This window comes from Arthrobacter sp. BG3, assembly GCF_056680185.1.
Map to the genome: position 1 here is coordinate 2,308,360 of NZ_CM155270.1, position 23,392 is coordinate 2,331,751.

Below are 23,392 nucleotides of genomic sequence, written 5' to 3' on the forward strand. Positions count from 1 at the left end.
GTGTATGCGGGTGTGGAGGGGTTGTCAGGAGTACGCCCGTTGCGCAGACGATAGTTCTGCGGCGGGTGCTCACGGGTGGAATATCAACGAATAGCGGCCGCCGGTTTTTCCCTGGCACCCAGTACGGACTCTCCTTTCGGGGGTGGTCCTGGAACGGTGGCAGGGAGGGTACGGGCGGTTTAGTGTTTGGCACACTGTTGGGTCCTGAGGCAACAGGGCCGGGGTTCGCGGCGTAGGCCGCGGGGTCCGGGTTTTGTTTGTTTCTGGTTTCCTGGCTGCATCGAGCACGCACGAAGAGTGTGTGGGGTGTGTGGTTTGGGGTTGTTGTTTGAGAACTACATAGTGGACGCGAGCATCTTTTATAAGAAGCAATTTCCAAGAATATGAACCTGGATCTGTCGCTGTTGTCCTTCGGGGCGGTGGTGGTGGTTTCCGTGGTTCTCTCGAAAATTAGCGTTTTTGATCTTTTGTGGTCAAGTTTTTAAGAGCACACGGTGGATGCCTTGGCATTAGGAGCCGAAGAAGGACGTAGGAATCTGCGATAAGCCTGGGGGAGTCGATAACCGGACTGTGATCCCAGGGTGTCCGAATGGGGAAACCCCGCCAGGGGCGCGAGTTGCCTGGTGACCCGCATCTGAACACATAGGGTGCGTGGAGGGAACGCGGGGAAGTGAAACATCTCAGTACCCGCAGGAAGAGAAAACAATAGTGATTCCGTCAGTAGTGGCGAGCGAACGCGGATCAGGCTAAACCGTTCCATGTGTGATAGCCGGCGGGCGTTGCATGGTCGGGGTTGTGGGACTTCCCATTCTGTCTCTGCCGGGACAGTGGGGTGTGTAGTACAGGCATAGGTGAACGGTCTTGAAAGGCCGGCCAGAGAGGGTGTGAGCCCCGTAACCGAAATGTTGTGTACCGCCCGGGGATTATCCCAAGTAGCACGGGGCCCGAGAAATCCCGTGTGAATCTGTCAGGACCACCTGATAAGCCTAAATACTCCCTAATGACCGATAGCGGACCAGTACCGTGAGGGAAAGGTGAAAAGTACCCCGGGAGGGGAGTGAAACAGTACCTGAAACCGTGTGCTTACAATCCGTCGGAGCCAGTCTGATTCTGGTGACGGCGTGCCTTTTGAAGAATGAGCCTGCGAGTTAGTGTTACGTCGCGAGGTTAACCCGTGTGGGGAAGCCGTAGCGAAAGCGAGTCTGAATAGGGCGTTGCAGTGGCGTGATCTAGACCCGAAGCGAAGTGATCTACCCATGGCCAGGTTGAAGCGACGGTAAGACGTCGTGGAGGACCGAACCCACTTCAGTTGAAAATGGAGGGGATGAGCTGTGGGTAGGGGTGAAAGGCCAATCAAACTTCGTGATAGCTGGTTCTCCCCGAAATGCATTTAGGTGCAGCGTTGCGTGTTTCTTACCGGAGGTAGAGCTACTGGATGGCTAATGGGCCCTACAAGGTTACTGACGTCAGCCAAACTCCGAATGCCGGTAAGTGAGAGCGCAGCAGTGAGACTGTGGGGGATAAGCTTCATAGTCGAGAGGGAAACAGCCCAGACCACCAACTAAGGCCCCTAAGCGTGTGCTAAGTGGGAAAGGATGTGGAGTTGCGAAGACAACCAGGAGGTTGGCTTAGAAGCAGCCATCCTTAAAAGAGTGCGTAATAGCTCACTGGTCAAGTGATTCCGCGCCGACAATGTAGCGGGGCTCAAGTACACCGCCGAAGTTGTGGATTTCAGATATTTGCTAAGCCGCCCCTTGTGGGTTGGTTCAGGCGTCTGGAGTGGTAGGGGAGCGTCGTGTGGGCAGTGAAGTCGCGGTGTAAACCAGCGGTGGAGCCTACACGAGTGAGAATGCAGGCATGAGTAGCGAAAGACGGGTGAGAAACCCGTCCGCCGAATGATCAAGGGTTCCAGGGTCAAGCTAATCTGCCCTGGGTAAGTCGGGACCTAAGGCGAGGCCGACAGGCGTAGTCGATGGACAACGGGTTGATATTCCCGTACCGGCGAAAAACCGTCCATGCTGAACAGGGGATACTAACTGCCCGAAGCCTGCCTGAGCGCCCTTGTGGTGTGAGGGTTTTGGTGGAGCGCGGGACCTGATCCTGGGAGGCAAGCGTATTAACAGGTGTGACGCAGGAAGGTAGCCGAGCCGGGCGATGGTTGTCCCGGTCTAAGGATGTAGGGCGAACGGTAGGCAAATCCGCCGTTCATGATGCCTGAGATCCGATGGGACTCCCGTAAGGGGGGATTCGGTGATCCTATGCTGCCTAGAAAAGCATCGACGCGAGGTTTTAGCCGCCCGTACCCCAAACCGACACAGGTGATCAGGTAGAGAATACTAAGGCGATCGAGAGAATTATGGTTAAGGAACTCGGCAAAATGCCCCCGTAACTTCGGGAGAAGGGGGGCCCCCATCGTGATGGACACTTGCTGTCCGGAGCGTGCAGGGGCCGCAGAGACCAGGGGGAAGCGACTGTTTACTAAAAACACAGGTCCGTGCGAAGTCGCAAGACGATGTATACGGACTGACTCCTGCCCGGTGCTGGAAGGTTAAGAGGACCGGTTAGCCGCAAGGCGAAGCTGAGAATTCAAGCCCCAGTAAACGGCGGTGGTAACTATAACCATCCTAAGGTAGCGAAATTCCTTGTCGGGTAAGTTCCGACCTGCACGAATGGAGTAACGACTTCCCCGCTGTCTCAACCATAAACTCGGCGAAATTGCAGTACGAGTAAAGATGCTCGTTACGCGCAGCAGGACGGAAAGACCCCGAGACCTTTACTATAGTTTGGTATTGGTGTTCGGAGTGGCTTGTGTAGGATAGGTGGGAGACGTTGAAGCCCGGACGCCAGTTCGGGTGGAGTCATCGTTGAAATACCACTCTGGTCACTTTGGACATCTAACTTCGGCCCGTAATCCGGGTCAGGGACAGTGCCTGATGGGTAGTTTAACTGGGGCGGTTGCCTCCTAAAAAGTAACGGAGGCGCCCAAAGGTTCCCTCAGCCTGGTTGGCAATCAGGTGTCGAGTGTAAGTGCACAAGGGAGCTTGACTGTGAGAGAGACATCTCGAGCAGGGACGAAAGTCGGGACTAGTGATCCGGCGGTACATTGTGGAATGGCCGTCGCTCAACGGATAAAAGGTACCTCGGGGATAACAGGCTGATCTTGCCCAAGAGTCCATATCGACGGCATGGTTTGGCACCTCGATGTCGGCTCGTCGCATCCTGGGGCTGGAGTAGGTCCCAAGGGTTGGGCTGTTCGCCCATTAAAGCGGTACGCGAGCTGGGTTTAGAACGTCGTGAGACAGTTCGGTCCCTATCCGCTGCGCGCGCAGGAAATTTGAGAAGGGCTGTCCTTAGTACGAGAGGACCGGGACGGACGAACCTCTGGTGTGTCAGTTGTACTGCCAAGTGCACCGCTGATTAGCTACGTTCGGATGGGATAACCGCTGAAAGCATCTAAGCGGGAAGCTCGCTTCGAGATGAGATTTCCATACACCTTGTGTGTGAGAGGCCCCCAGCCAGACCACTGGGTTGATAGGCCGGATGTGGAAGCGAGGACTAACGACTCGTGAAGCTGACCGGTACTAATAGGCCGATAACTTACACCACACACCACCCCGCGAACCCATTCAAAAGGGGTTCGCACCCAAGGGGTGGTAAAAAGAAACAAGACTGCTTGCGTCCACTATGTGGTTCCCAAACAACAAACCCGCCACCAGCGTGTTTGTTCCAGGGAACAAAACCACAACAACATAACAACACCACAGTTGTAACACCAGATTTCCACACCCCCCCCGCGGGGGTGTCGGAGCAAGGGTTACGGCGGTCATAGCGTGGGGGAAACGCCCGGTCCCATTCCGAACCCGGAAGCTAAGACCCACAGCGCCGATGGTACTGCACCCGGGAGGGTGTGGGAGAGTAGGTCACCGCCGGAACATCATTAAACGGTCGAGAGCCCCAACCACAGGTTGGGGCTCTCCCGCATTTAAGCGCTATTCCATTTTTTCAAGACCGAAGGCCTGGCCTGTCGATACCCGGGAATCCCAGGCCCCGGCGGGCACCGAAGCGCCGGTCAGCGCGGGAATTTCCTGCCGTGGATCCAGGCGAGGAGCTCGACAGCCAGCCCGCCGCCAAGCGCGGCGGCGCCCGCCGCCCGCAACAAGTCCGCCGGCGGCAATGCGAGCTGGAAGAAGTCCTGGGCCAGCGGCAGGTTCAGCAGGATCAGGAGGCTGGCACACATCGCCAGCAGCACCGCCAGTTTCTGCCCATCGAACGGGCGGGAGACCACCGCGAGAATCCACAATCCGATCACCGACAGGGTCAGCACCGATGCCGACTGCAGTGACTCCGGGGCTCCCCCATCAGCGCCGCTTGCACGCGCGTACAGGTTCAGCCCCAACAGTGAAGCGGCGACGATGAGTCCGGCGGGGACGGAGAAGGACAGCGAGCGGCGCAAAAAGCCGGATTGATAACGGCGGGTATTGGCCATCAGCGCCAGGAAAAAGGACGGAATCCCGATCGTCAGGCCGTCTGTAAAGGACAGCTGGCGCGGCAGGAACGGAAACTGCAGGCTGAGGAGTCCGAAACTGACTGCGATCGCAATGGAATAGGTGGTCTTGCTGAGGAACAGCTTGGACACCCGCTCAATGTTGGCAATCACGCGGCGGCCCTCGGCCACCACACCGGGCAGCCGGTCGAAGCGTCCATCCAGCAGCACCAGCCGGGCCACGGCCTTTGTGGCAGGAGCGGCGGAGTTCATGGCGATGCCAAGGTCTGCCTCTTTCAGGGCCAGCACATCGTTGACCCCGTCTCCTGTCATCGCGACCGTATGGCCGCGGCGCTGGAGGGCTGCCACCATGTCCTTTTTCTGGTCGGGGCTCACCCGCCCGAAGACCGTGTTCTCACCCATCACCTCTTCAAGCCGTCGGGGGTCCTCGGGCAGCTCCCGGGCGTCGTACCCGTCCCTGACGTCCAATCCCACGGCGCGCGCAATTGCCGCGACCGTCCGGGGGTCGTCCCCTGAAATGATCTTCAGCTCAACACCTTCCTCGCGGAAGTAGTCCAGCGTCTGCCGGGCATCGGGGCGGATCTGTTCCCGGAACGTGAGCACAACGACGGGTTTTACAGCTGCGGGCAGTCTTGCATCGTCGGCGGTAATGGTTGTCCCGCCGGCGTATGCCAGCACGACAGTCCGCAGGCCGGATTCGGCGAGCCGGCCGGCCTTGCCCAGGGCGGCGCCTGTCACTGGTCCCGGGTCGTCGCCAGAGCTGTGCGTCAGCACTACCTCAGGGGCGCCCAGGATCCAGGAGCCTGAGCGTGCACTGCCGCCGTCGAATGTCACGGAACTCCACTTCCGGGCAGACGAGAAGGGAACCGACGCGACCGCCGGGCTGCCGCCGTCGTGCTCGAAAGCCGTCTGGAGACAACGCGATGTCGCGTTTGCCTCCGGATCCGCGGCGAACCAGCCGAGGGCGTGCTCCCAGCCGGGTTCGGCCGGCCCGGCCAGCTCATGGACACCATCGAAGATGATTCGGCCTTCGGTGAGCGTCCCGGTCTTGTCCAGGCAAAGAACATCCACGCGGGCCAGACCCTCGACCGCGGCCAGCTCCTGAATGAGAACCTTGTTCCCGGCGAGCCGGACACCGCCGACAGCGAAGGCCACGCTTGAGAGCAGGACCAACCCCAGGGGAACCATTGCGATGACGCTCGCAATCACCCCCACCAGCGCGGAGGTCCAGGCGCCGCTGGCGATAGCCTGCTCCCAGCCGCCCCTGGACTGCATCTCACCGTTGGCCACGATCAGGGCGACCGGGAGCAGCGCCCAGGTGAGCCAGCGCAGGACCCGGTCGAGACTGTTGCGGATCTCGGAGTTGACCAGCGAGAACCGCTTCGCGTCGGCGGCGAGCCGGCTGGAAAATGAGTCAGCGCCCACCCGGATCACTCTTGCGGTGCTGCGTCCAGCAACAATGATCGAGCCGGACAGCACCTCGGTCCCTGCCTGCTTATCGACGGGGTCCGACTCCCCGGTGAGGAGGGATTCATCGGCCTCCAGCCCGCCGCTCTCGAGAACGGAAGCATCGGCCGTGACCTGGTCACCTGCGCGCAGGACCAGGACGTCGTCCAGCACGACCTCTGCCGTGGGGATTTCCTGCACGGTGCTGTCGCGGAGCACGCGTGCGAGCGGGGCCTCGAGTACTGCCAGGCGGTCCAGGGTCCGTTTGGCGCGGTATTCCTGCACGACTCCGATGACGGCGTTGCCGGCTGCTGCCAGGCCGAAGAGTGCATCCTGCCAGCTGCCCAGCAGGAGCAGGAGAACGAAACTTGTGCCCACGATTGAGTTGAACAGCGTCAGGACGTTGGCCCGGACGATCTGCCAGAGGCTGCGGCTGGTTGTATCGGGTATGCGGTTTGCGAGCCCCTGGCTTGTGCGGGAGGCGACGTCGCTGCCGGACAGGCCTGCGGCGGCTGGCCCGGAGACACGCCGGTGCAGCAGGTCTGGTCTGTGGCGCCGGCGTTCTGCCATCACCTCCTGATCGTAACGGCAGGGGCGTTGGAAAGCAGGTGATGCAGCCCACGGGGGTTGGTTTTTGTGGTTTGGGTGTGGGGGAGGGCTTTCGGGTGTCTGGAATCGTTGGGGTGGCAGGGTTTTTGGGGGTGTGGGGGTGGTGTGGGGGTGGATTTGTGTGTGGTCGGTGGGGTGTGTAGAGTAGTTCGAGTCGCCGCCGCTGTTGCGGAGAGTTTGCGACCGACCCCCTGGCAAATATCCTGAAAATGGTTCGCTTTTTGGCGTGCTGTGTGAGGGTGGGGGCCCTTCTCGTGGGCTTGGTGATCGCGGAAACGCTGATTTGCTTAGCTTCGGGAGTTCGGGTAAGTTTGTGAAGTTGCTCCGGAGCGATCCGCGACCTGTGGTTGTGGTGGTGCCGGGTGTGTCTGTTGTTTGAGAACTCAATAGTGTGCCAAGTTTGTTGATACCAATTTATTGTATTGAATTGGTTGAATTGACTGGATCCGCCACCCCGTGGTGTGGTCTGGTTTTTACAGCTGGTTTCAAATTTTGTGCATTGTGTGCATCCCGTTTTCCCGGGGGCGCATGGTGTGTCTGTTTTACTTCAACGGAGAGTTTGATCCTGGCTCAGGATGAACGCTGGCGGCGTGCTTAACACATGCAAGTCGAACGATGATGCCAGCTTGCTGGTGGATTAGTGGCGAACGGGTGAGTAACACGTGAGTAACCTGCCCTTAACTCTGGGATAAGCCTGGGAAACTGGGTCTAATACCGGATATGACTCCTCATCGCATGGTGGGGGGTGGAAAGCTTTATTGTGGTTTTGGATGGACTCGCGGCCTATCAGCTTGTTGGTGAGGTAATGGCTCACCAAGGCGACGACGGGTAGCCGGCCTGAGAGGGTGACCGGCCACACTGGGACTGAGACACGGCCCAGACTCCTACGGGAGGCAGCAGTGGGGAATATTGCACAATGGGCGAAAGCCTGATGCAGCGACGCCGCGTGAGGGATGACGGCCTTCGGGTTGTAAACCTCTTTCAGTAGGGAAGAAGCGAAAGTGACGGTACCTGCAGAAGAAGCGCCGGCTAACTACGTGCCAGCAGCCGCGGTAATACGTAGGGCGCAAGCGTTATCCGGAATTATTGGGCGTAAAGAGCTCGTAGGCGGTTTGTCGCGTCTGCCGTGAAAGTCCGGGGCTCAACTCCGGATCTGCGGTGGGTACGGGCAGACTAGAGTGATGTAGGGGAGACTGGAATTCCTGGTGTAGCGGTGAAATGCGCAGATATCAGGAGGAACACCGATGGCGAAGGCAGGTCTCTGGGCATTAACTGACGCTGAGGAGCGAAAGCATGGGGAGCGAACAGGATTAGATACCCTGGTAGTCCATGCCGTAAACGTTGGGCACTAGGTGTGGGGGACATTCCACGTTTTCCGCGCCGTAGCTAACGCATTAAGTGCCCCGCCTGGGGAGTACGGCCGCAAGGCTAAAACTCAAAGGAATTGACGGGGGCCCGCACAAGCGGCGGAGCATGCGGATTAATTCGATGCAACGCGAAGAACCTTACCAAGGCTTGACATGAACCGGAAACGCCTGGAAACAGGTGCCCCGCTTGCGGTCGGTTTACAGGTGGTGCATGGTTGTCGTCAGCTCGTGTCGTGAGATGTTGGGTTAAGTCCCGCAACGAGCGCAACCCTCGTTCTATGTTGCCAGCGCGTTATGGCGGGGACTCATAGGAGACTGCCGGGGTCAACTCGGAGGAAGGTGGGGACGACGTCAAATCATCATGCCCCTTATGTCTTGGGCTTCACGCATGCTACAATGGCCGGTACAAAGGGTTGCGATACTGTGAGGTGGAGCTAATCCCAAAAAGCCGGTCTCAGTTCGGATTGGGGTCTGCAACTCGACCCCATGAAGTCGGAGTCGCTAGTAATCGCAGATCAGCAACGCTGCGGTGAATACGTTCCCGGGCCTTGTACACACCGCCCGTCAAGTCACGAAAGTTGGTAACACCCGAAGCCGGTGGCCTAACCCCTTGTGGGAGGGAGCTGTCGAAGGTGGGACTGGCGATTGGGACTAAGTCGTAACAAGGTAGCCGTACCGGAAGGTGCGGCTGGATCACCTCCTTTCTAAGGAGCACCTACAGTCACCTTGCCCCGTGTATGCGGGTGTGGAGGGGTTGTCAGGAGTACGCCCGTTGCGCAGACGATAGTTCTGCGGCGGGTGCTCACGGGTGGAATATCAACGAATAGCGGCCGCCGGTTTTTCCCTGGCACCCAGTACGGACTCTCCTTTCGGGGGTGGTCCTGGAACGGTGGCGGGGAGGGTACGGGCGGTTTAGTGTTTGGCACACTGTTGGGTCCTGAGGCAACAGGGCCGGGGTTCGCGGCGTAGGCCGCGGGGTCCGGGTTTTGTTTGTTTCTGGTTTCCTGGCTGCATCGAGCACGCACGAAGAGTGTGTGGGGTGTGTGGTTTGGGGTTGTTGTTTGAGAACTACATAGTGGACGCGAGCATCTTTTATAAGAAGCAATTTCCAAGAATATGAACCTGGATCTGTCGCTGTTGTCCTTCGGGGCGGTGGTGGTGGTTTCCGTGGTTCTCTCGAAAATTAGCGTTTTTGATCTTTTGTGGTCAAGTTTTTAAGAGCACACGGTGGATGCCTTGGCATTAGGAGCCGAAGAAGGACGTAGGAATCTGCGATAAGCCTGGGGGAGTCGATAACCGGACTGTGATCCCAGGGTGTCCGAATGGGGAAACCCCGCCAGGGGCGCGAGTTGCCTGGTGACCCGCATCTGAACACATAGGGTGCGTGGAGGGAACGCGGGGAAGTGAAACATCTCAGTACCCGCAGGAAGAGAAAACAATAGTGATTCCGTCAGTAGTGGCGAGCGAACGCGGATCAGGCTAAACCGTTCCATGTGTGATAGCCGGCGGGCGTTGCATGGTCGGGGTTGTGGGACTTCCCATTCTGTCTCTGCCGGGACAGTGGGGTGTGTAGTACAGGCATAGGTGAACGGTCTTGAAAGGCCGGCCAGAGAGGGTGTGAGCCCCGTAACCGAAATGTTGTGTACCGCCCGGGGAGTATCCCAAGTAGCACGGGGCCCGAGAAATCCCGTGTGAATCTGTCAGGACCACCTGATAAGCCTAAATACTCCCTAATGACCGATAGCGGACCAGTACCGTGAGGGAAAGGTGAAAAGTACCCCGGGAGGGGAGTGAAACAGTACCTGAAACCGTGTGCTTACAATCCGTCGGAGCCAGTCTGATTCTGGTGACGGCGTGCCTTTTGAAGAATGAGCCTGCGAGTTAGTGTTACGTCGCGAGGTTAACCCGTGTGGGGAAGCCGTAGCGAAAGCGAGTCTGAATAGGGCGTTGCAGTGGCGTGATCTAGACCCGAAGCGAAGTGATCTACCCATGGCCAGGTTGAAGCGACGGTAAGACGTCGTGGAGGACCGAACCCACTTCAGTTGAAAATGGAGGGGATGAGCTGTGGGTAGGGGTGAAAGGCCAATCAAACTTCGTGATAGCTGGTTCTCCCCGAAATGCATTTAGGTGCAGCGTTGCGTGTTTCTTACCGGAGGTAGAGCTACTGGATGGCTAATGGGCCCTACAAGGTTACTGACGTCAGCCAAACTCCGAATGCCGGTAAGTGAGAGCGCAGCAGTGAGACTGTGGGGGATAAGCTTCATAGTCGAGAGGGAAACAGCCCAGACCACCAACTAAGGCCCCTAAGCGTGTGCTAAGTGGGAAAGGATGTGGAGTTGCGAAGACAACCAGGAGGTTGGCTTAGAAGCAGCCATCCTTAAAAGAGTGCGTAATAGCTCACTGGTCAAGTGATTCCGCGCCGACAATGTAGCGGGGCTCAAGTACACCGCCGAAGTTGTGGATTTCAGATATTTGCTAAGCCGCCCCTTGTGGGTTGGTTCAGGCGTCTGGAGTGGTAGGGGAGCGTCGTGTGGGCAGTGAAGTCGCGGTGTAAACCAGCGGTGGAGCCTACACGAGTGAGAATGCAGGCATGAGTAGCGAAAGACGGGTGAGAAACCCGTCCGCCGAATGATCAAGGGTTCCAGGGTCAAGCTAATCTGCCCTGGGTAAGTCGGGACCTAAGGCGAGGCCGACAGGCGTAGTCGATGGACAACGGGTTGATATTCCCGTACCGGCGAAAAACCGTCCATGCTGAACAGGGGATACTAACTGCCCGAAGCCTGCCTGAGCGCCCTTGTGGTGTGAGGGTTTTGGTGGAGCGCGGGACCTGATCCTGGGAGGCAAGCGTATTAACAGGTGTGACGCAGGAAGGTAGCCGAGCCGGGCGATGGTTGTCCCGGTCTAAGGATGTAGGGCGAACGGTAGGCAAATCCGCCGTTCATGATGCCTGAGATCCGATGGGACTCCCGTAAGGGGGGATTCGGTGATCCTATGCTGCCTAGAAAAGCATCGACGCGAGGTTTTAGCCGCCCGTACCCCAAACCGACACAGGTGATCAGGTAGAGAATACTAAGGCGATCGAGAGAATTATGGTTAAGGAACTCGGCAAAATGCCCCCGTAACTTCGGGAGAAGGGGGGCCCCCATCGTGATGGACACTTGCTGTCCGGAGCGTGCAGGGGCCGCAGAGACCAGGGGGAAGCGACTGTTTACTAAAAACACAGGTCCGTGCGAAGTCGCAAGACGATGTATACGGACTGACTCCTGCCCGGTGCTGGAAGGTTAAGAGGACCGGTTAGCCGCAAGGCGAAGCTGAGAATTCAAGCCCCAGTAAACGGCGGTGGTAACTATAACCATCCTAAGGTAGCGAAATTCCTTGTCGGGTAAGTTCCGACCTGCACGAATGGAGTAACGACTTCCCCGCTGTCTCAACCATAAACTCGGCGAAATTGCAGTACGAGTAAAGATGCTCGTTACGCGCAGCAGGACGGAAAGACCCCGAGACCTTTACTATAGTTTGGTATTGGTGTTCGGAGTGGCTTGTGTAGGATAGGTGGGAGACGTTGAAGCCCGGACGCCAGTTCGGGTGGAGTCATCGTTGAAATACCACTCTGGTCACTTTGGACATCTAACTTCGGCCCGTAATCCGGGTCAGGGACAGTGCCTGATGGGTAGTTTAACTGGGGCGGTTGCCTCCTAAAAAGTAACGGAGGCGCCCAAAGGTTCCCTCAGCCTGGTTGGCAATCAGGTGTCGAGTGTAAGTGCACAAGGGAGCTTGACTGTGAGAGAGACATCTCGAGCAGGGACGAAAGTCGGGACTAGTGATCCGGCGGTACATTGTGGAATGGCCGTCGCTCAACGGATAAAAGGTACCTCGGGGATAACAGGCTGATCTTGCCCAAGAGTCCATATCGACGGCATGGTTTGGCACCTCGATGTCGGCTCGTCGCATCCTGGGGCTGGAGTAGGTCCCAAGGGTTGGGCTGTTCGCCCATTAAAGCGGTACGCGAGCTGGGTTTAGAACGTCGTGAGACAGTTCGGTCCCTATCCGCTGCGCGCGCAGGAAATTTGAGAAGGGCTGTCCTTAGTACGAGAGGACCGGGACGGACGAACCTCTGGTGTGTCAGTTGTACTGCCAAGTGCACCGCTGATTAGCTACGTTCGGATGGGATAACCGCTGAAAGCATCTAAGCGGGAAGCTCGCTTCGAGATGAGATTTCCATACACCTTGTGTGTGAGAGGCCCCCAGCCAGACCACTGGGTTGATAGGCCGGATGTGGAAGCGAGGACTAACGACTCGTGAAGCTGACCGGTACTAATAGGCCGATAACTTACACCACACACCACCCCGCGAACCCATTCAAAAGGGGTTCGCACCCAAGGGGTGGTAAAAAGAAACAAGACTGCTTGCGTCCACTATGTGGTTCCCAAACAACAAACCCGCCACCAGCGTGTTTGTTCCAGGGAACAAAACCACAACAACATAACAACACCACAGTTGTAACACCAGATTTCCACACCCCCCCCCGCGGGGGTGTCGGAGCAAGGGTTACGGCGGTCATAGCGTGGGGGAAACGCCCGGTCCCATTCCGAACCCGGAAGCTAAGACCCACAGCGCCGATGGTACTGCACCCGGGAGGGTGTGGGAGAGTAGGTCACCGCCGGAACATCATTAAACGGTCGAGAGCCCCAACCACAGGTTGGGGCTCTCCCGCATTTAACACCTGTTTCGAACCCTGCAGGGCCGTCGCATGGGAGGGGGCGTCCCCACGGGCTTCCAGGCCCCGGCCGAGAATTCAGACGCTCACTGGCACACGCCCGGCCCGCAGCCGGCGTATGGCCGCTCCCGTCCACGCCAGGCCCGGCCCGTAGGTGGCGCCGAAGTGGCGGGCGCCGCCGTCGATCCCCCTGGGGTCCGGCGCCCGCTGGCCCGGAAGACTCGGGCTGCGGGGCACGCTTAGGGCGGACCTTGACGGGACTGAGGGAGCGTCCGCTGATGGCGAAATATTGGCCAGAAAGGCGCCAAATCCCGGGTTTTTCCCCGAAAAACGCCGAAAACACGCGGAATTTGCCGCCTCGGCGGCGGCAAGCTGGTAAGTTTTCGAACAGTGGCTTGTGCACACGCCGTGTGCAGGCTCCAGGAATCATGACCGTCCAGGAGGACATAAATGGCTAAGAACCGAAGTGAACTTGTTGCAGAGGTAGCAGGCAAGGCCGGCACCAGCCAGGCAGCCGTCAACTCCGTGCTGGATGCATTGTTCGAGGTCTTCGAGACCTCTGTCGCCTCGGGCGAAAAGATCACCATCCCGGGCTGGCTTGCAGTTGAGCGCACCGACCGTGCAGCTCGCACCGGCCGCAACCCGCAGACGGGCGAGACCATTCAGATCGCCGCGGGCCACAGCGTCAAGCTGACCGCAGGCTCCAAGCTGAAGGCTGCAGTCTCCAAGAAGAAGTAGTCTTCTTGAACGTTTGAAAGGAGCGGCGACCCCTGGGGTCGCCGCTCCTTTTTCGTTAACGGCGGCAGAGGGCTGGGCACCAGAACCGTTGCGGACCACGCTCGATTCGGTGAGCAGGCGGGGGTAGCGGACAATGGAACTGTGCCTTCCGCAGCAAATCCCCGTGCCACAGCAGCAGCTCCCACCCCGACCGGGGGAGCGCGAGGTCCTGTTGTGGGTCCAGGCGGGATCTCCCGGCCCTGGCTTTTCGCGGGCCTGGCGGCGCTGTTCCTGGGACTGGTGGCCGCCCTGCTGTTTTCCGGCGCCGCAGCTGCCCGCGGGGTCTCCGATCCGGGCGCCCTGGTCCGCTGGGGCCTCCCCGTCAGCAAGGCCATCCATAACGCCTCGCTGGCCACCGTGATCGGCGGGCTGCTCTTCGCCGTCGGAATCCTGCCCCGCTCACTCGCTGGCTCTCGCTCCAAGGCAAGGGACCTCCCGGAACATCCGGCTTTCACCCGTGCCCTGGCTGTCGCGGCGGCCGCCGGCGCCGTCTGGACGCTTTCAGCGATTGCCGTCCTGGTGTTGAGCTACGCGGACATCGCCGGACAGGGGGTCTCCGGGGACGCGGAGTTCACCCGGTCCCTGGTCTACTTCATGACCGACATCGAGACCGGTCGCGCCTGGCTGTCCGTTGTCATCATTGCCGCCGTTGTCACCACCGCACTCTTTGGCGTCCGCTCCCAGGGCGCCCTGGCGGCGACCCTGATCCTCTCCCTCCTCGGACTGGTGCCATCAGCGCTGATCGGCCACTCCGCCAGCTCGGCTGACCACGAAGGCGCCATCAACTCGCTCGGCCTGCACCTGGTCGGGGTATCGGCCTGGGTCGGCGGCATCATCATGCTGGCCCTGCTCTCCGGCGTACTGGGAGGCGCGGCGTCCGGCTCGACGTCGGGCAGCCGCCCGGACATCACCGAGCCGACACTGCGGCGCTTCTCCTCCCTGGCCGGGCTGGCGTTCGCCCTCGTCTTCGCCTCCGGGGTGATCAACTCCAGCATCCGCCTCACCTCCTGGAACGACCTGTTCGGTTCGGCCTACGGACAGCTGATCCTGGCCAAAGCCGCAGCAACCCTCGTCCTCGGCGGCATCGGCCTGATGCACCGCCGCTGGGTCATCCCGCAGCTGGGCAGCGCGGGTGGGGGACTGTCCGCCCGCCGCGTGCTCTGGCAGCTCGTCATTGCGGAGCTGCTGATCATGGGAGTGACGTCGGGCATCGCCGTCGCGCTGGGCCGTTCCGCGCCGCCGCAGAGCGAGGCGCTCACGCCGGACGCCACCCCGGCCTTTATTGTCTCCGGCTACGATCTGCCGCCGGAACTGACCCCGGATCGCTGGCTGACCGAGTGGCGCCCCGACTGGCTCTGGGTCTCCGTTGCGGTCTTTGGCCTCGTGGCCTACATCCTCGGCATGCGGAAGGTGCTTCGCCGCGGCGACTCCTGGTCCTGGTTCCGGGCCATCAACTGGCTGATTGGCCTCGGGGTCCTGACCTATGTGACCTCCGGTCCGCCGTCGGTGTACGGCCGCGTCCTCTTCTCGGCCCACATGGTGGACCACATGGCCCTGACCATGGTGGCTCCCATTTTCCTGGTCCTCGGCGCCCCGGTGACGCTGGCCCTGCGCGCCCTCACGCCGCGGCGGGACAGCTCGCGCGGCCCCCGGGAATGGCTGCTGATCTTTATCCACTCCAAGTTCGCCCAGCTCGTGACGCATCCGCTGTTCGCCGCCGCCAACTTTGCCGGCTCGATCGTGCTGTTCTATTACTCGGAAGCGTTCGGATACGCCATGCGTGACCACGTGGGCCACGAACTGATGAACCTGCACTTCGCCCTCACCGGCTACATCTTCGTGCTGACCATGATCGGCACCGACCCGTTGCCCCGGCGCGCGCCCTATCCCATGCGGCTGCTGCTCCTGCTGGCCACGATGGGGTTCCATGCGTTCTTCGGCGTCGCCATCATGGGCGGAACCGGGCTGCTGGCCGCAGACTACTTCGGCAACCTCGGCAGGCCCTGGGGCCCACCAGCCCTGCTGGACCAGCAGATGGGCGGCGCGGTGGCCTGGGGCATCGGCGAAGTGCCCACGTTGCTGGTGGCCATCGGCGTCGCCGTCATGTGGTCCCGCTCCGATGAGCGCGAGTCCAAGCGCACCGACCGGGCGGCGGACAGGAATAACGACGCCGATCTCACCGCTTACAACGATATGTTTGCCAAATTGGCAGAGCGCGATGCCAGGCTGGCCGAACGCAACTCAAAGCTGGAAGGACGCTCATGACCGAAACCGTACGCACCCACCTCCGGGTCCGGGCCTCCGAGCTGGTGGGCCGCAACTGGCTCAACACCGGCGGCAAGTCCCTGGACCTGGAATCCCTGCGCGGCAAGATCGTGCTGCTGGACTTCTGGACCTTCTGCTGCATCAACTGCCTGCACGTGCTGGACGAGCTCCGCCCGCTTGAGCAGCAGTACTCCGACGTCCTCGTCACGGTCGGTGTGCACTCTCCCAAGTTCGAGCATGAGGCTGATCCGGTGGCCCTCGCCGCCGCCGTCGAGCGCTACGAGATCCGCCACCCGGTCCTGGATGACCCCGAGCTGGACACTTGGAAGGCCTACACGGCACGCGCGTGGCCCACGCTGGTGGTCATCGATCCTGAGGGTTACATCGTGGCCCACCTCTCCGGCGAAGGCCACGCCGACGGCCTCGCGGTGCTTATCCCCGAGCTGATTGCCGAGCACGAGGCGAAAGGCACCCTGCACCGCGGCGACGGGCCCTATGTGGCGCCGGAGCCGACGTCGGGCACGCTGCGGTTCCCCGGCAAGGCACTGTTCCTCCCGGACGGCCGGGGCGTCGGAAGCGCTGCGGATGCGGGGTCCTGGCTGGTCACCGACACCGGCCACCACCGCCTCGTGGAGCTGTCCACCGACTTCCAGACAGTTCTCGCCACCTACGGGTCCGGCGACAAGGGCCACGCCGACGGCAATGCCGCAACGGCCCGGTTCAATGAACCCCAGGGCCTGGTCCTGCTCCCGGAGGATGCCGCCGCCGAGGCAGGCTACGACGTCGTTATCGCCGACTCCGTGAACCACCGCCTGCGCGGGCTGAACCTCGCGGACGGGAACGTCACCACGCTGGCCGGCAACGGCGTGCAGCGGCTCCTGGAGACGGGACCGGCGCGGGTCGACGAGGAGGGTGCCGCCTATGGTGCCCGGCTGGAAGCGGACCCGCTGCAGGTTTCCCTCAGCTCGCCCTGGGACGTGGTCTGGTCCGCCAAACTGGACGCCGTTGTGGTTGCGATGGCCGGCGTGCACCAGATCTTCAGCTTCGACCCGCGCTCCGGCGCCGTGTCCATCATCGCCGGCAACGGACTCGAGGGCCTGCTCGACGGACTGGCGGAGGAGGCCTGGTTCGCCCAGCCCTCCGGTCTCGCCGAGGACGCGGACGGCAACATCTGGGTGGCGGACTCCGAAACCTCGGCCCTGCGCCAGCTCGTAATCGGCGACGGCGGCGCCGTCACCGTTGAGTCCGCCGTCGGCAAGGGCCTGTTCGACTTTGGGTTCCGCGACGGAAAGGCCTCCGACGCCCGGCTGCAGCACCCGCTGGGCGTCACGGTGCTGCCGGACGGCTCGGTGGCGATCGCCGATACCTACAACGGTGCCGTCCGCCGCTATGACCCCGCCTCGGGCCTGGTCTCCACCCTGGCGCGCGGGCTGTCCGAGCCTTCCGACGTGATTGTGGACCACACCCACGTGGCCGGCGCCGAGCCGTTCCTGGTGGTGGTTGAGGCAAACAAGCACCAGCTGGTTTACGTGCCCATCCCCAAGGAAGCACAGCAGGTCGACGAGGGTGCGGCCCAGACCCACCGGCCCAAGAGTCCGGTGGCCCCCGGGCTGCTGGAACTGACCGTCCGCTTCACCGCGCCGACCGGCCAGAAACTCGATGACCGCTGGGGCGACCCGACCCAGCTGAAGATCTCCTCGACGCCGCCGGAACTGCTGCTGGCCGGCGGCGGGACCTCAGTGGGCCTGCTCCGCACCCTGGAACTCGCTTCCGACGTGCCCGAGGGCGTGCTGCACATTACCGCCCGCGCCGCTGCCTGCGACGGCCCGGAGGACGCAGACGGCGAGATCCCGGACCACGCAGCCTGCCACCTGTACCAGCAGGACTGGGGCATCCCGGTCCTGCTGCAGGCCGACGGTGACACCGAACTGGTGCTGGACCTGCGCGGCATGGACTGACCTCCGCAGGGGCGGCCCACAGTGGCTGCTGTTCGTGACCGCCGCGTCACGGACAGCAGCCTTTTGGCTTTTACCGGGCCTTCCCTTTTACCGGGCCCCGGATCCGCGGAATCCCGGGAGTTCCCTGGTGTTGGCGGCCGCAAAACGCTGTCCGCCGTGACGCCGGCGTTGGCGCGACGGTGCCGCCACTGCTCCCGCGGTGCTAGTAGCTCAGGAGCGGGGTGACCTTGACGGTGTCGTCGTTGACGTCCAGGCGGGTGGTGAAGCTGAAATCGTGGACTGCGTTGAGTTCCGTCACGGCCCCGGTGAACAGGTCCACCTGCTGGGCCTTGATCCGGGCTTTGCCGTTCAGGGGGGCCACCACCCAGCGTCCGCCGAAGGGCTCAATGCTGACGGTGGGGTACTCGGTGATGCTCCAGTCGATGGTGCCGTCGACGACGCGGTTGTTGGTGGTGTGGTAGAACGGGCAGTCCGGCTGGAGCTTCTGCTCCTTGTCGGCGGTGTCCGCGCAGGTGTCCAGGAACTCCCTGACCTTGCCGCCCACCGCGTCCTTCAGCCCGTCGGTGGCTTCGGTCATGAGGTTCAGCGGAGCGACGGGGACGTCCCGGCCGGACACCGTGGCCTTGGCGGGCGGGGCGGTGAAGTACGCACCGGCCAGTGAAGCCTCGTACTCGCCCGGGTAGAAGACGGCGAAGGAGTTGCGGCCGTTGGGCATGTTCACCGGAACCCCGTTCAGGGTGGCCTCGCTGGAGTTGACCACCGTGACATCCAGGACCGGAAGAGCGGCCGGGACGAAGGCCCACTTATGGAAGAACAGCCATTCCACGCCGGACTTTTCCAGCAGGAACTCGGTCCGCAGCTGGCTGCCGTCAATCGTGTAGTCAATCGGCACCATGACCCGGTTGCCGCCGCGGTCCTCGGCCTCGCCGTACTTCACACCGCTGATCCGCGCGGACGCAGTCTGCAGCGCCGTGCCGTCCAGCATGGCAGCGTTTCCCTGGGGCACCGAGGCGCGCAACAGGCCGAGGGCCTTCTCGCCTTCGCCCTTCTGCAAAGCGTCGAGGTACTCGCGGACAGGCTGCTGCGGGCTCGCGATGGTGTTGTTCACGATATTGATCGCAACGATGCCCCCGGCCACGGCGAGCATCAGGCCCAGCAGCCACACGGCTGCGATCCTGACCAACGCCTGACTGATTTGCACGTACCTTACGTTACCTGCACCCCAGCGGAATCCTCTTGTCACAGCGGCCGCACGAGGCAAGCCTCCAACCAGGGCGGCCCGCTCCGGAGGCCAGGGGCGCCCGGATCGCCGCCGCCAGCGGGGGATACGTTCCGCGGGGCTCCTAGCGGCGGCGGCGCTTGGGTGCCGTGCCGAAGACCCCGCGCAGCAGTTCGCGCCCGAGCTGGGTACCCAGCGACCGGGCCATGCTCTTGAGTCCCCCGCCGAGGGCGTCACCCAGGGCTCCGGCGAGTCCGCCGTCGTCCGACGGCGGCCGTGGGGACTGCCGTGGGGACTGCCGCGCAGGTTCCTGCCACTCGGGCACCGGAGCGGGCCGGCTGCTGGGGCGGCCCAGGATTTCCTCCTCGATCCGCCGTGCCTCGGCGTCGACGTCCGTGGTGCCGCCGCCTGGGGCCGGCGACGCCGGGGCTGCCGCACCGGTCTCCGCCGAGGCCTTCCCGGCAATCTTCTCGAAGGCAGAGATGTCGTCGACGGCGGTGCCGTACTTGGGCAGCAGGGCCGAGCCGGCCACGGTGCTGGCGATGAGCGCGTCGGCGCTGGGGCCCATGACGGATTCCGGGGCGCGGAGCCGGGTGAGCGCCACCGGCGTCGGGGCGCCCTTCTCATTCATCACGGTGATGACAGCTTCGCCGATCCCCGCGGAGGTAAGAGTTTCCTCAAGGTCGTAGTCGCTCATCGGGAAGGTGGAGACGGTTGCTTTGAGCGCCTTGGCGTCCTCCGGCGTGTAGGCCCGGAGGGCATGCTGGACCCGGTTGGCGAGCTGCCCCAGCACCTCGGCCGGGACATCCTTGGGGGTCTGGGTGACGAAGAAGATGCCGACGCCCTTGGACCGGATCAGCCGCACGGTGGTGGTGATGGCGTCCAGGAAAGCCTTTGAGGCGCCATTAAACAGCAGGTGGGCCTCGTCGAGGAAGAACACCAGTTTTGGCTTGTCCAGGTCACCGGCCTCGGGCAGGTCCTCGAACAAGTCGGCCAGCAGCCACATCAGGAAAGTGGAGAACAGCATCGGCTTGGTTTGCAGGGTTGGCAGCTCGAGGCAGGTGATGACGCCGCGCCCGTCCGGGGCCGTGCGCAGCAGTTCGGCGGTGTCGAACTCGGGCTCGCCGAAGAACTTTTCCATGCCCTGCGCCTCGAGGGTGATCAGTTCACGGAGGATGACGCCGGCGGTCGCCTTGGACAGCCCGCCGAGTTCCTCGAGTTCGTCCTTGCCGTCCTTGGAGGTGAGGAACTGGATGACCGCGCGCAGGTCCTTCAAATCGATCAGCTCGAGACCGTTCTTGTCCGCGAAATGGAAGACCAGCTGCAGGCTCGATTCCTGCGTGTCGTTGAGTTCCATGATGCGGGAGAGCAGGATGGGCCCGAAGGACGTGATGGTGGCGCGGACCGGGATTCCGTGGCCGTCGCCGCCCAGGGCCAGGAATTCCACTGGGAACGTCTTGCCGGACCAGGACTGGCCGATCCCGTCCGTGCGGGCGATCAGTTTTTCGCTGCCGGTGGCTGCAGTGGCCAGCCCGGAGAGGTCGCCCTTGATATCCGCCAGGAAGACCGGGACCCCCGCGGTGGAGAGCTGCTCGGCCATCATGTGCAGGGTGACGGTCTTGCCCGTGCCGGTAGCGCCGGCCACCAGGCCGTGACGGTTCATCATGGAGAGCGGGAGCCGGACGGGCGCCTCCTTGTGGACTTCACCGTCGATGATCGCAGCGCCCAGTTCGATCGTGGGGCCCTCGAGGGTGTACCCCTTCTGGATGGTGGCGATTTTGTCTGCGGTGGATTTGATGGCCATGCCGACAGCATAGCCGGGTCCGGGGGCCCCGGACCCGGCTAATGCCAGCTACGCCTGCGTTGCTATTCGGAGAGGGCCTTCAGGACTTCCTTCGCCACGTCCTCGCTGGACTGGGGGTTCTGGCCGCTTATCAGATTGCCGTCGCGCACCACATGCGACGTCCAGGCGGCGGCGTTCTCGATGATTGCGCCCTTGTCCTTCAGCGCGTCCTCCACGAACCACGGCGTATTGGCGCCGGTGCCGCCGCCCAGTTCCTCCTCGTTGGTGAAAACGGTGAGGCGGCGTCCCGCGAAGGCGAACGTCCCGGCGTCGTCGGTGGCGCTCAGCAGGCCGGCCGGGCCGTGGCAGAACGGGGCGATGACCTTACCCGCCGTGTTCGCCGCAACGAGGAGCTTGCCGAGGTCGGCGTCCCGGTAGAGGTCGGTCATGGGCCCGTGGCCGCCGGGCAGCACGATGGCGTCATAACCGGAGAGCTCCACGTCGGCCAGTGCCAGCGGCGCGGACAGCTCGGCATCGAGGCCGGACAGGTACTTCCGGAAGCTGTCGGCGCGGTCCTGGCCGCCGGCGGAGTCGGCGGCGAGGCTGACCTCGTCGACCGTGGGCTTTGCGCTGCCGGGAGTGGCGATGTGGACGGTGTGCCCGGCGTTGAGGAAGGTCTGGTGGGAGACCACCAGTTCCTCCGCCCAGTAGCCGGTGGGGTGTTCGCTGCCGTCGCGCATGGTGAGGGAATCGGCGGCGGATACGACCATCAGGATGTTAGCCATGTCAGGCTCCTGTTCTGCCGGCCACACGGCCGGCGCTGAAAGTAAAAAGGGATCAGTGTGCGGATTCGAGTTCGGCGTACGTGGCGTCGTCCAGGACGACGCCGGCAGCGGCCAGGTTCTCTTCGAGATGGTTGACCGAACCGGTGCCGGGGATCGGCATCATGACGGGGGAGCGGCGCAGCAGCCAGGCGAGGGCCACTTGCGAGGTGGTGGCGCCGAGCCGTTTGGCGGCCTCGTCCAGCGGGCCGCCGGGCTGGGCCAGTTCGCCGGCGGAGATCGGGGCCCAGGGGATGAACCCGATGCCGTTGGCCTCGGCGTAGTTGAGGACGTCTTCGGAGCTGCGGTCGGTCAGGTTGTAGCGGTTCTGCACGGTGGAGACGGTGAAGTACTTCCCGGCTTCCTCAAGTTCGGCGACGCTGACCTGGGAGAGGCCCAGCGCCTTCACCTTGCCCTCCTTCTGCAGGTCGCGGAGCACAGTGAACTGCTCCTCCGGATCCACCTTGGGGTCGATCCGGTGCAGCTGCAGCAGATCGAGCGCGTCGACCTTGAGCTTGCGCAGGCTCAGCTCGGTCTGCTGGCGGAGGTACTCCGCGCGGCCCAGCGGGACCCACTGGTGCGGGCCGGTGCGGGTGAAGCCGACCTTGGTGGCGATCCGCAGCCCCTCTTTGTAGGGGTGCAGGGCTTCGGCCAGGATCTCCTCGCTGATGTTCGGCCCGTAGGAATCGGCGGTGTCAATGAAGTCAACGCCGAGTTCGACGGCACGGCGGACGACGGCGATGGCGGCCTTGCGGTCCGCCGGCTCGCCCCAGACGCCGTCCCCGACAATGCGCATGGCGCCGAACCCCAGACGGTGGACAGTTCCCACGTCCTTGAGATCGACCGTGGCGGATATTTCCGGATGCTGTGAGTTGTCATGGCTCATAGGGGCGACAACTCGCTAAGCCAGCTGAGTATTCCGCCCGCCGGCTCGCCCGCCGGGATTCCCGGCGGGTTTCCCGGCCCCGGCCGCCCGTGGAAGTAAGCTGGGGCATGGCTACCCGGGTACTGACGAAGCTTGCTTCCGCCGCCATCACGTTTGGCCTTGTCCTGCTGGGCGGGGGGCCGGCGGCCGCCGCCCCGCCCCGGACATCCCAGCCGGTCGGCATCGACGTTTCCTGGCCCCAGTGCGGAAAGACCCTCCCCAAACAGCCCGCGTTTGCCATCGTCGGAGTGAACAACGGCCTCGCCAACACCACCAATCCGTGCCTGGCAACCGAACTTGCCTGGGCAAGCACCGCCTCCGACCCGGCGCTCACTGCCCAGCCGCGGGTGGCGCTCTACGTCAACACGGCCAACCCCGGCCTGCAGGGTTCCTGGTGGCCCACCTCAAACCACTATGGCGGCACTGACGTCGCCAACCCGTACGGTGTCTGCGGCAGCGTCCCGGAGAATTTCAGCGCCTGCTCCTACATGTACGGCTACGCGAAGGCCTACGACGATGCCACGATCCGCGGGGTCGACAACCCGCAGAACTACTTGTGGTGGCTCGACGTCGAGACCGGAAACAGCTGGCAGGCCGACAAGACCGCCAACGTCGCCGACCTGGAAGGGATGGCCGCCTATTTCACGAGCATCAACGCGAAAGTGGGCCTCTATTCCACCGGCAGCCAGTGGGGACAGGTCGCCGGCACCGTCCCGTCGAGCAGTCCGCTTGCGGGTCTGCCGAGCTGGCTCGCGGGTTCGCGGTCCCTGACGGGGGCCAAGTCCAACTGCTCTCTGCCGGCGCTCACCCCCGGCGGCCGCGTCGTGTTGACGCAGTACATCTCCGGCGGGCTGGACTACGACTATCCATGTCCGTGAGCCGCACCGGGAAACGGCATGGGGTGCGCCACAACTGAGGCTGAAATAACCCGGAGCCCGGCGTCGTTGTCCACAGTGTGCGCGTGCCGGGACCCGGTGCCGCGCGTGAGACTTCCCCGCTAC

The 23,392-nt window shown here is 62.5% G+C and carries 9 protein-coding genes and 5 rRNA genes; 9 read left to right on the top strand and 5 right to left on the bottom strand.

Annotation, left to right across the window (positions count from 1 at the left end; genetic code table 11):
- Positions 1–471 precede the first annotated feature (471 nt).
- A 23S ribosomal RNA gene (locus AC1MFL_RS10290) occupies positions 472–3,606 on the top strand.
- Between the two features lie 209 nt (positions 3,607–3,815).
- Positions 3,816–3,932, top strand: a 5S ribosomal RNA gene (gene rrf / locus AC1MFL_RS10295).
- Between the two features lie 137 nt (positions 3,933–4,069).
- Here rrf (AC1MFL_RS10295) and AC1MFL_RS10300 read toward each other — a convergent pair.
- Positions 4,070–6,520, bottom strand: coding sequence for an HAD-IC family P-type ATPase (locus tag AC1MFL_RS10300; RefSeq protein ID WP_479809487.1), 2,451 nt, complete (start codon positions 6,518–6,520; stop codon positions 4,070–4,072).
- Between the two features lie 586 nt (positions 6,521–7,106).
- Here AC1MFL_RS10300 and AC1MFL_RS10305 point away from each other — a divergent pair.
- The 6 genes from AC1MFL_RS10305 to AC1MFL_RS10330 all read left to right on the top strand — a co-directional run bounded on the left by AC1MFL_RS10305 (position 7,107) and on the right by AC1MFL_RS10330 (position 17,643).
- Positions 7,107–8,630, top strand: a 16S ribosomal RNA gene (locus AC1MFL_RS10305).
- A gap of 500 nt (positions 8,631–9,130) precedes the next feature.
- A 23S ribosomal RNA gene (locus AC1MFL_RS10310) occupies positions 9,131–12,265 on the top strand.
- Positions 12,266–12,475: 210 nt separating this feature from the next.
- Positions 12,476–12,592 (top strand): 5S ribosomal RNA (gene rrf, locus AC1MFL_RS10315).
- Together the 16S, 23S and 5S rRNA genes form the textbook arrangement of a ribosomal RNA operon.
- A 501-nt stretch (positions 12,593–13,093) precedes the next feature.
- The gene (locus AC1MFL_RS10320; protein WP_069949929.1) at positions 13,094–13,381 is read left to right on the top strand and encodes an HU family DNA-binding protein; all 288 of its coding nucleotides are present in this window, start codon (positions 13,094–13,096) and stop codon (positions 13,379–13,381) included.
- A 141-nt stretch (positions 13,382–13,522) separates the two neighbouring features.
- A complete protein-coding gene (locus tag AC1MFL_RS10325) occupies positions 13,523–15,685 on the top strand; it encodes a bifunctional copper resistance protein CopD/cytochrome c oxidase assembly protein (protein ID WP_479809488.1) in 2,163 nt (720 codons plus the stop codon).
- Positions 15,682–17,643 (top strand): NHL domain-containing thioredoxin family protein, encoded by a 1,962-nt coding sequence (locus AC1MFL_RS10330; protein WP_479809490.1) that lies wholly within the window; start codon positions 15,682–15,684, stop codon positions 17,641–17,643. The genes AC1MFL_RS10325 and AC1MFL_RS10330 overlap by 4 nt, the downstream gene beginning before the upstream one ends.
- 202 nt (positions 17,644–17,845) lie before the next feature.
- Here AC1MFL_RS10330 and AC1MFL_RS10335 read toward each other — a convergent pair whose 3' ends face one another.
- The 4 genes from AC1MFL_RS10335 to AC1MFL_RS10350 form a co-directional block, all read right to left on the bottom strand.
- Positions 17,846–18,838, bottom strand: coding sequence for a hypothetical protein (locus AC1MFL_RS10335; protein WP_479815422.1), 993 nt, complete (start codon positions 18,836–18,838; stop codon positions 17,846–17,848).
- A 148-nt stretch (positions 18,839–18,986) separates the two neighbouring features.
- Positions 18,987–20,666 (bottom strand): helicase HerA-like domain-containing protein, encoded by a 1,680-nt coding sequence (locus tag AC1MFL_RS10340; protein ID WP_479809491.1) that lies wholly within the window; start codon positions 20,664–20,666, stop codon positions 18,987–18,989.
- Positions 20,667–20,728: 62 nt separating this feature from the next.
- The gene (locus tag AC1MFL_RS10345) at positions 20,729–21,430 is read right to left on the bottom strand and encodes a type 1 glutamine amidotransferase domain-containing protein (RefSeq protein WP_479809492.1); all 702 of its coding nucleotides are present in this window, start codon (positions 21,428–21,430) and stop codon (positions 20,729–20,731) included.
- Between the two features lie 52 nt (positions 21,431–21,482).
- On the bottom strand, positions 21,483–22,352 hold the full coding sequence (locus AC1MFL_RS10350) for an aldo/keto reductase (protein ID WP_479809493.1): 870 nt from the start codon (positions 22,350–22,352) through the stop codon (positions 21,483–21,485).
- Positions 22,353–22,459: 107 nt separating this feature from the next.
- Here AC1MFL_RS10350 and AC1MFL_RS10355 point away from each other — a divergent pair, with 107 nt between their 5' ends.
- On the top strand, positions 22,460–23,269 hold the full coding sequence (locus AC1MFL_RS10355) for a glycoside hydrolase family 25 domain-containing protein (RefSeq protein ID WP_479809495.1): 810 nt from the start codon (positions 22,460–22,462) through the stop codon (positions 23,267–23,269).
- Positions 23,270–23,392 lie beyond the last annotated feature (123 nt).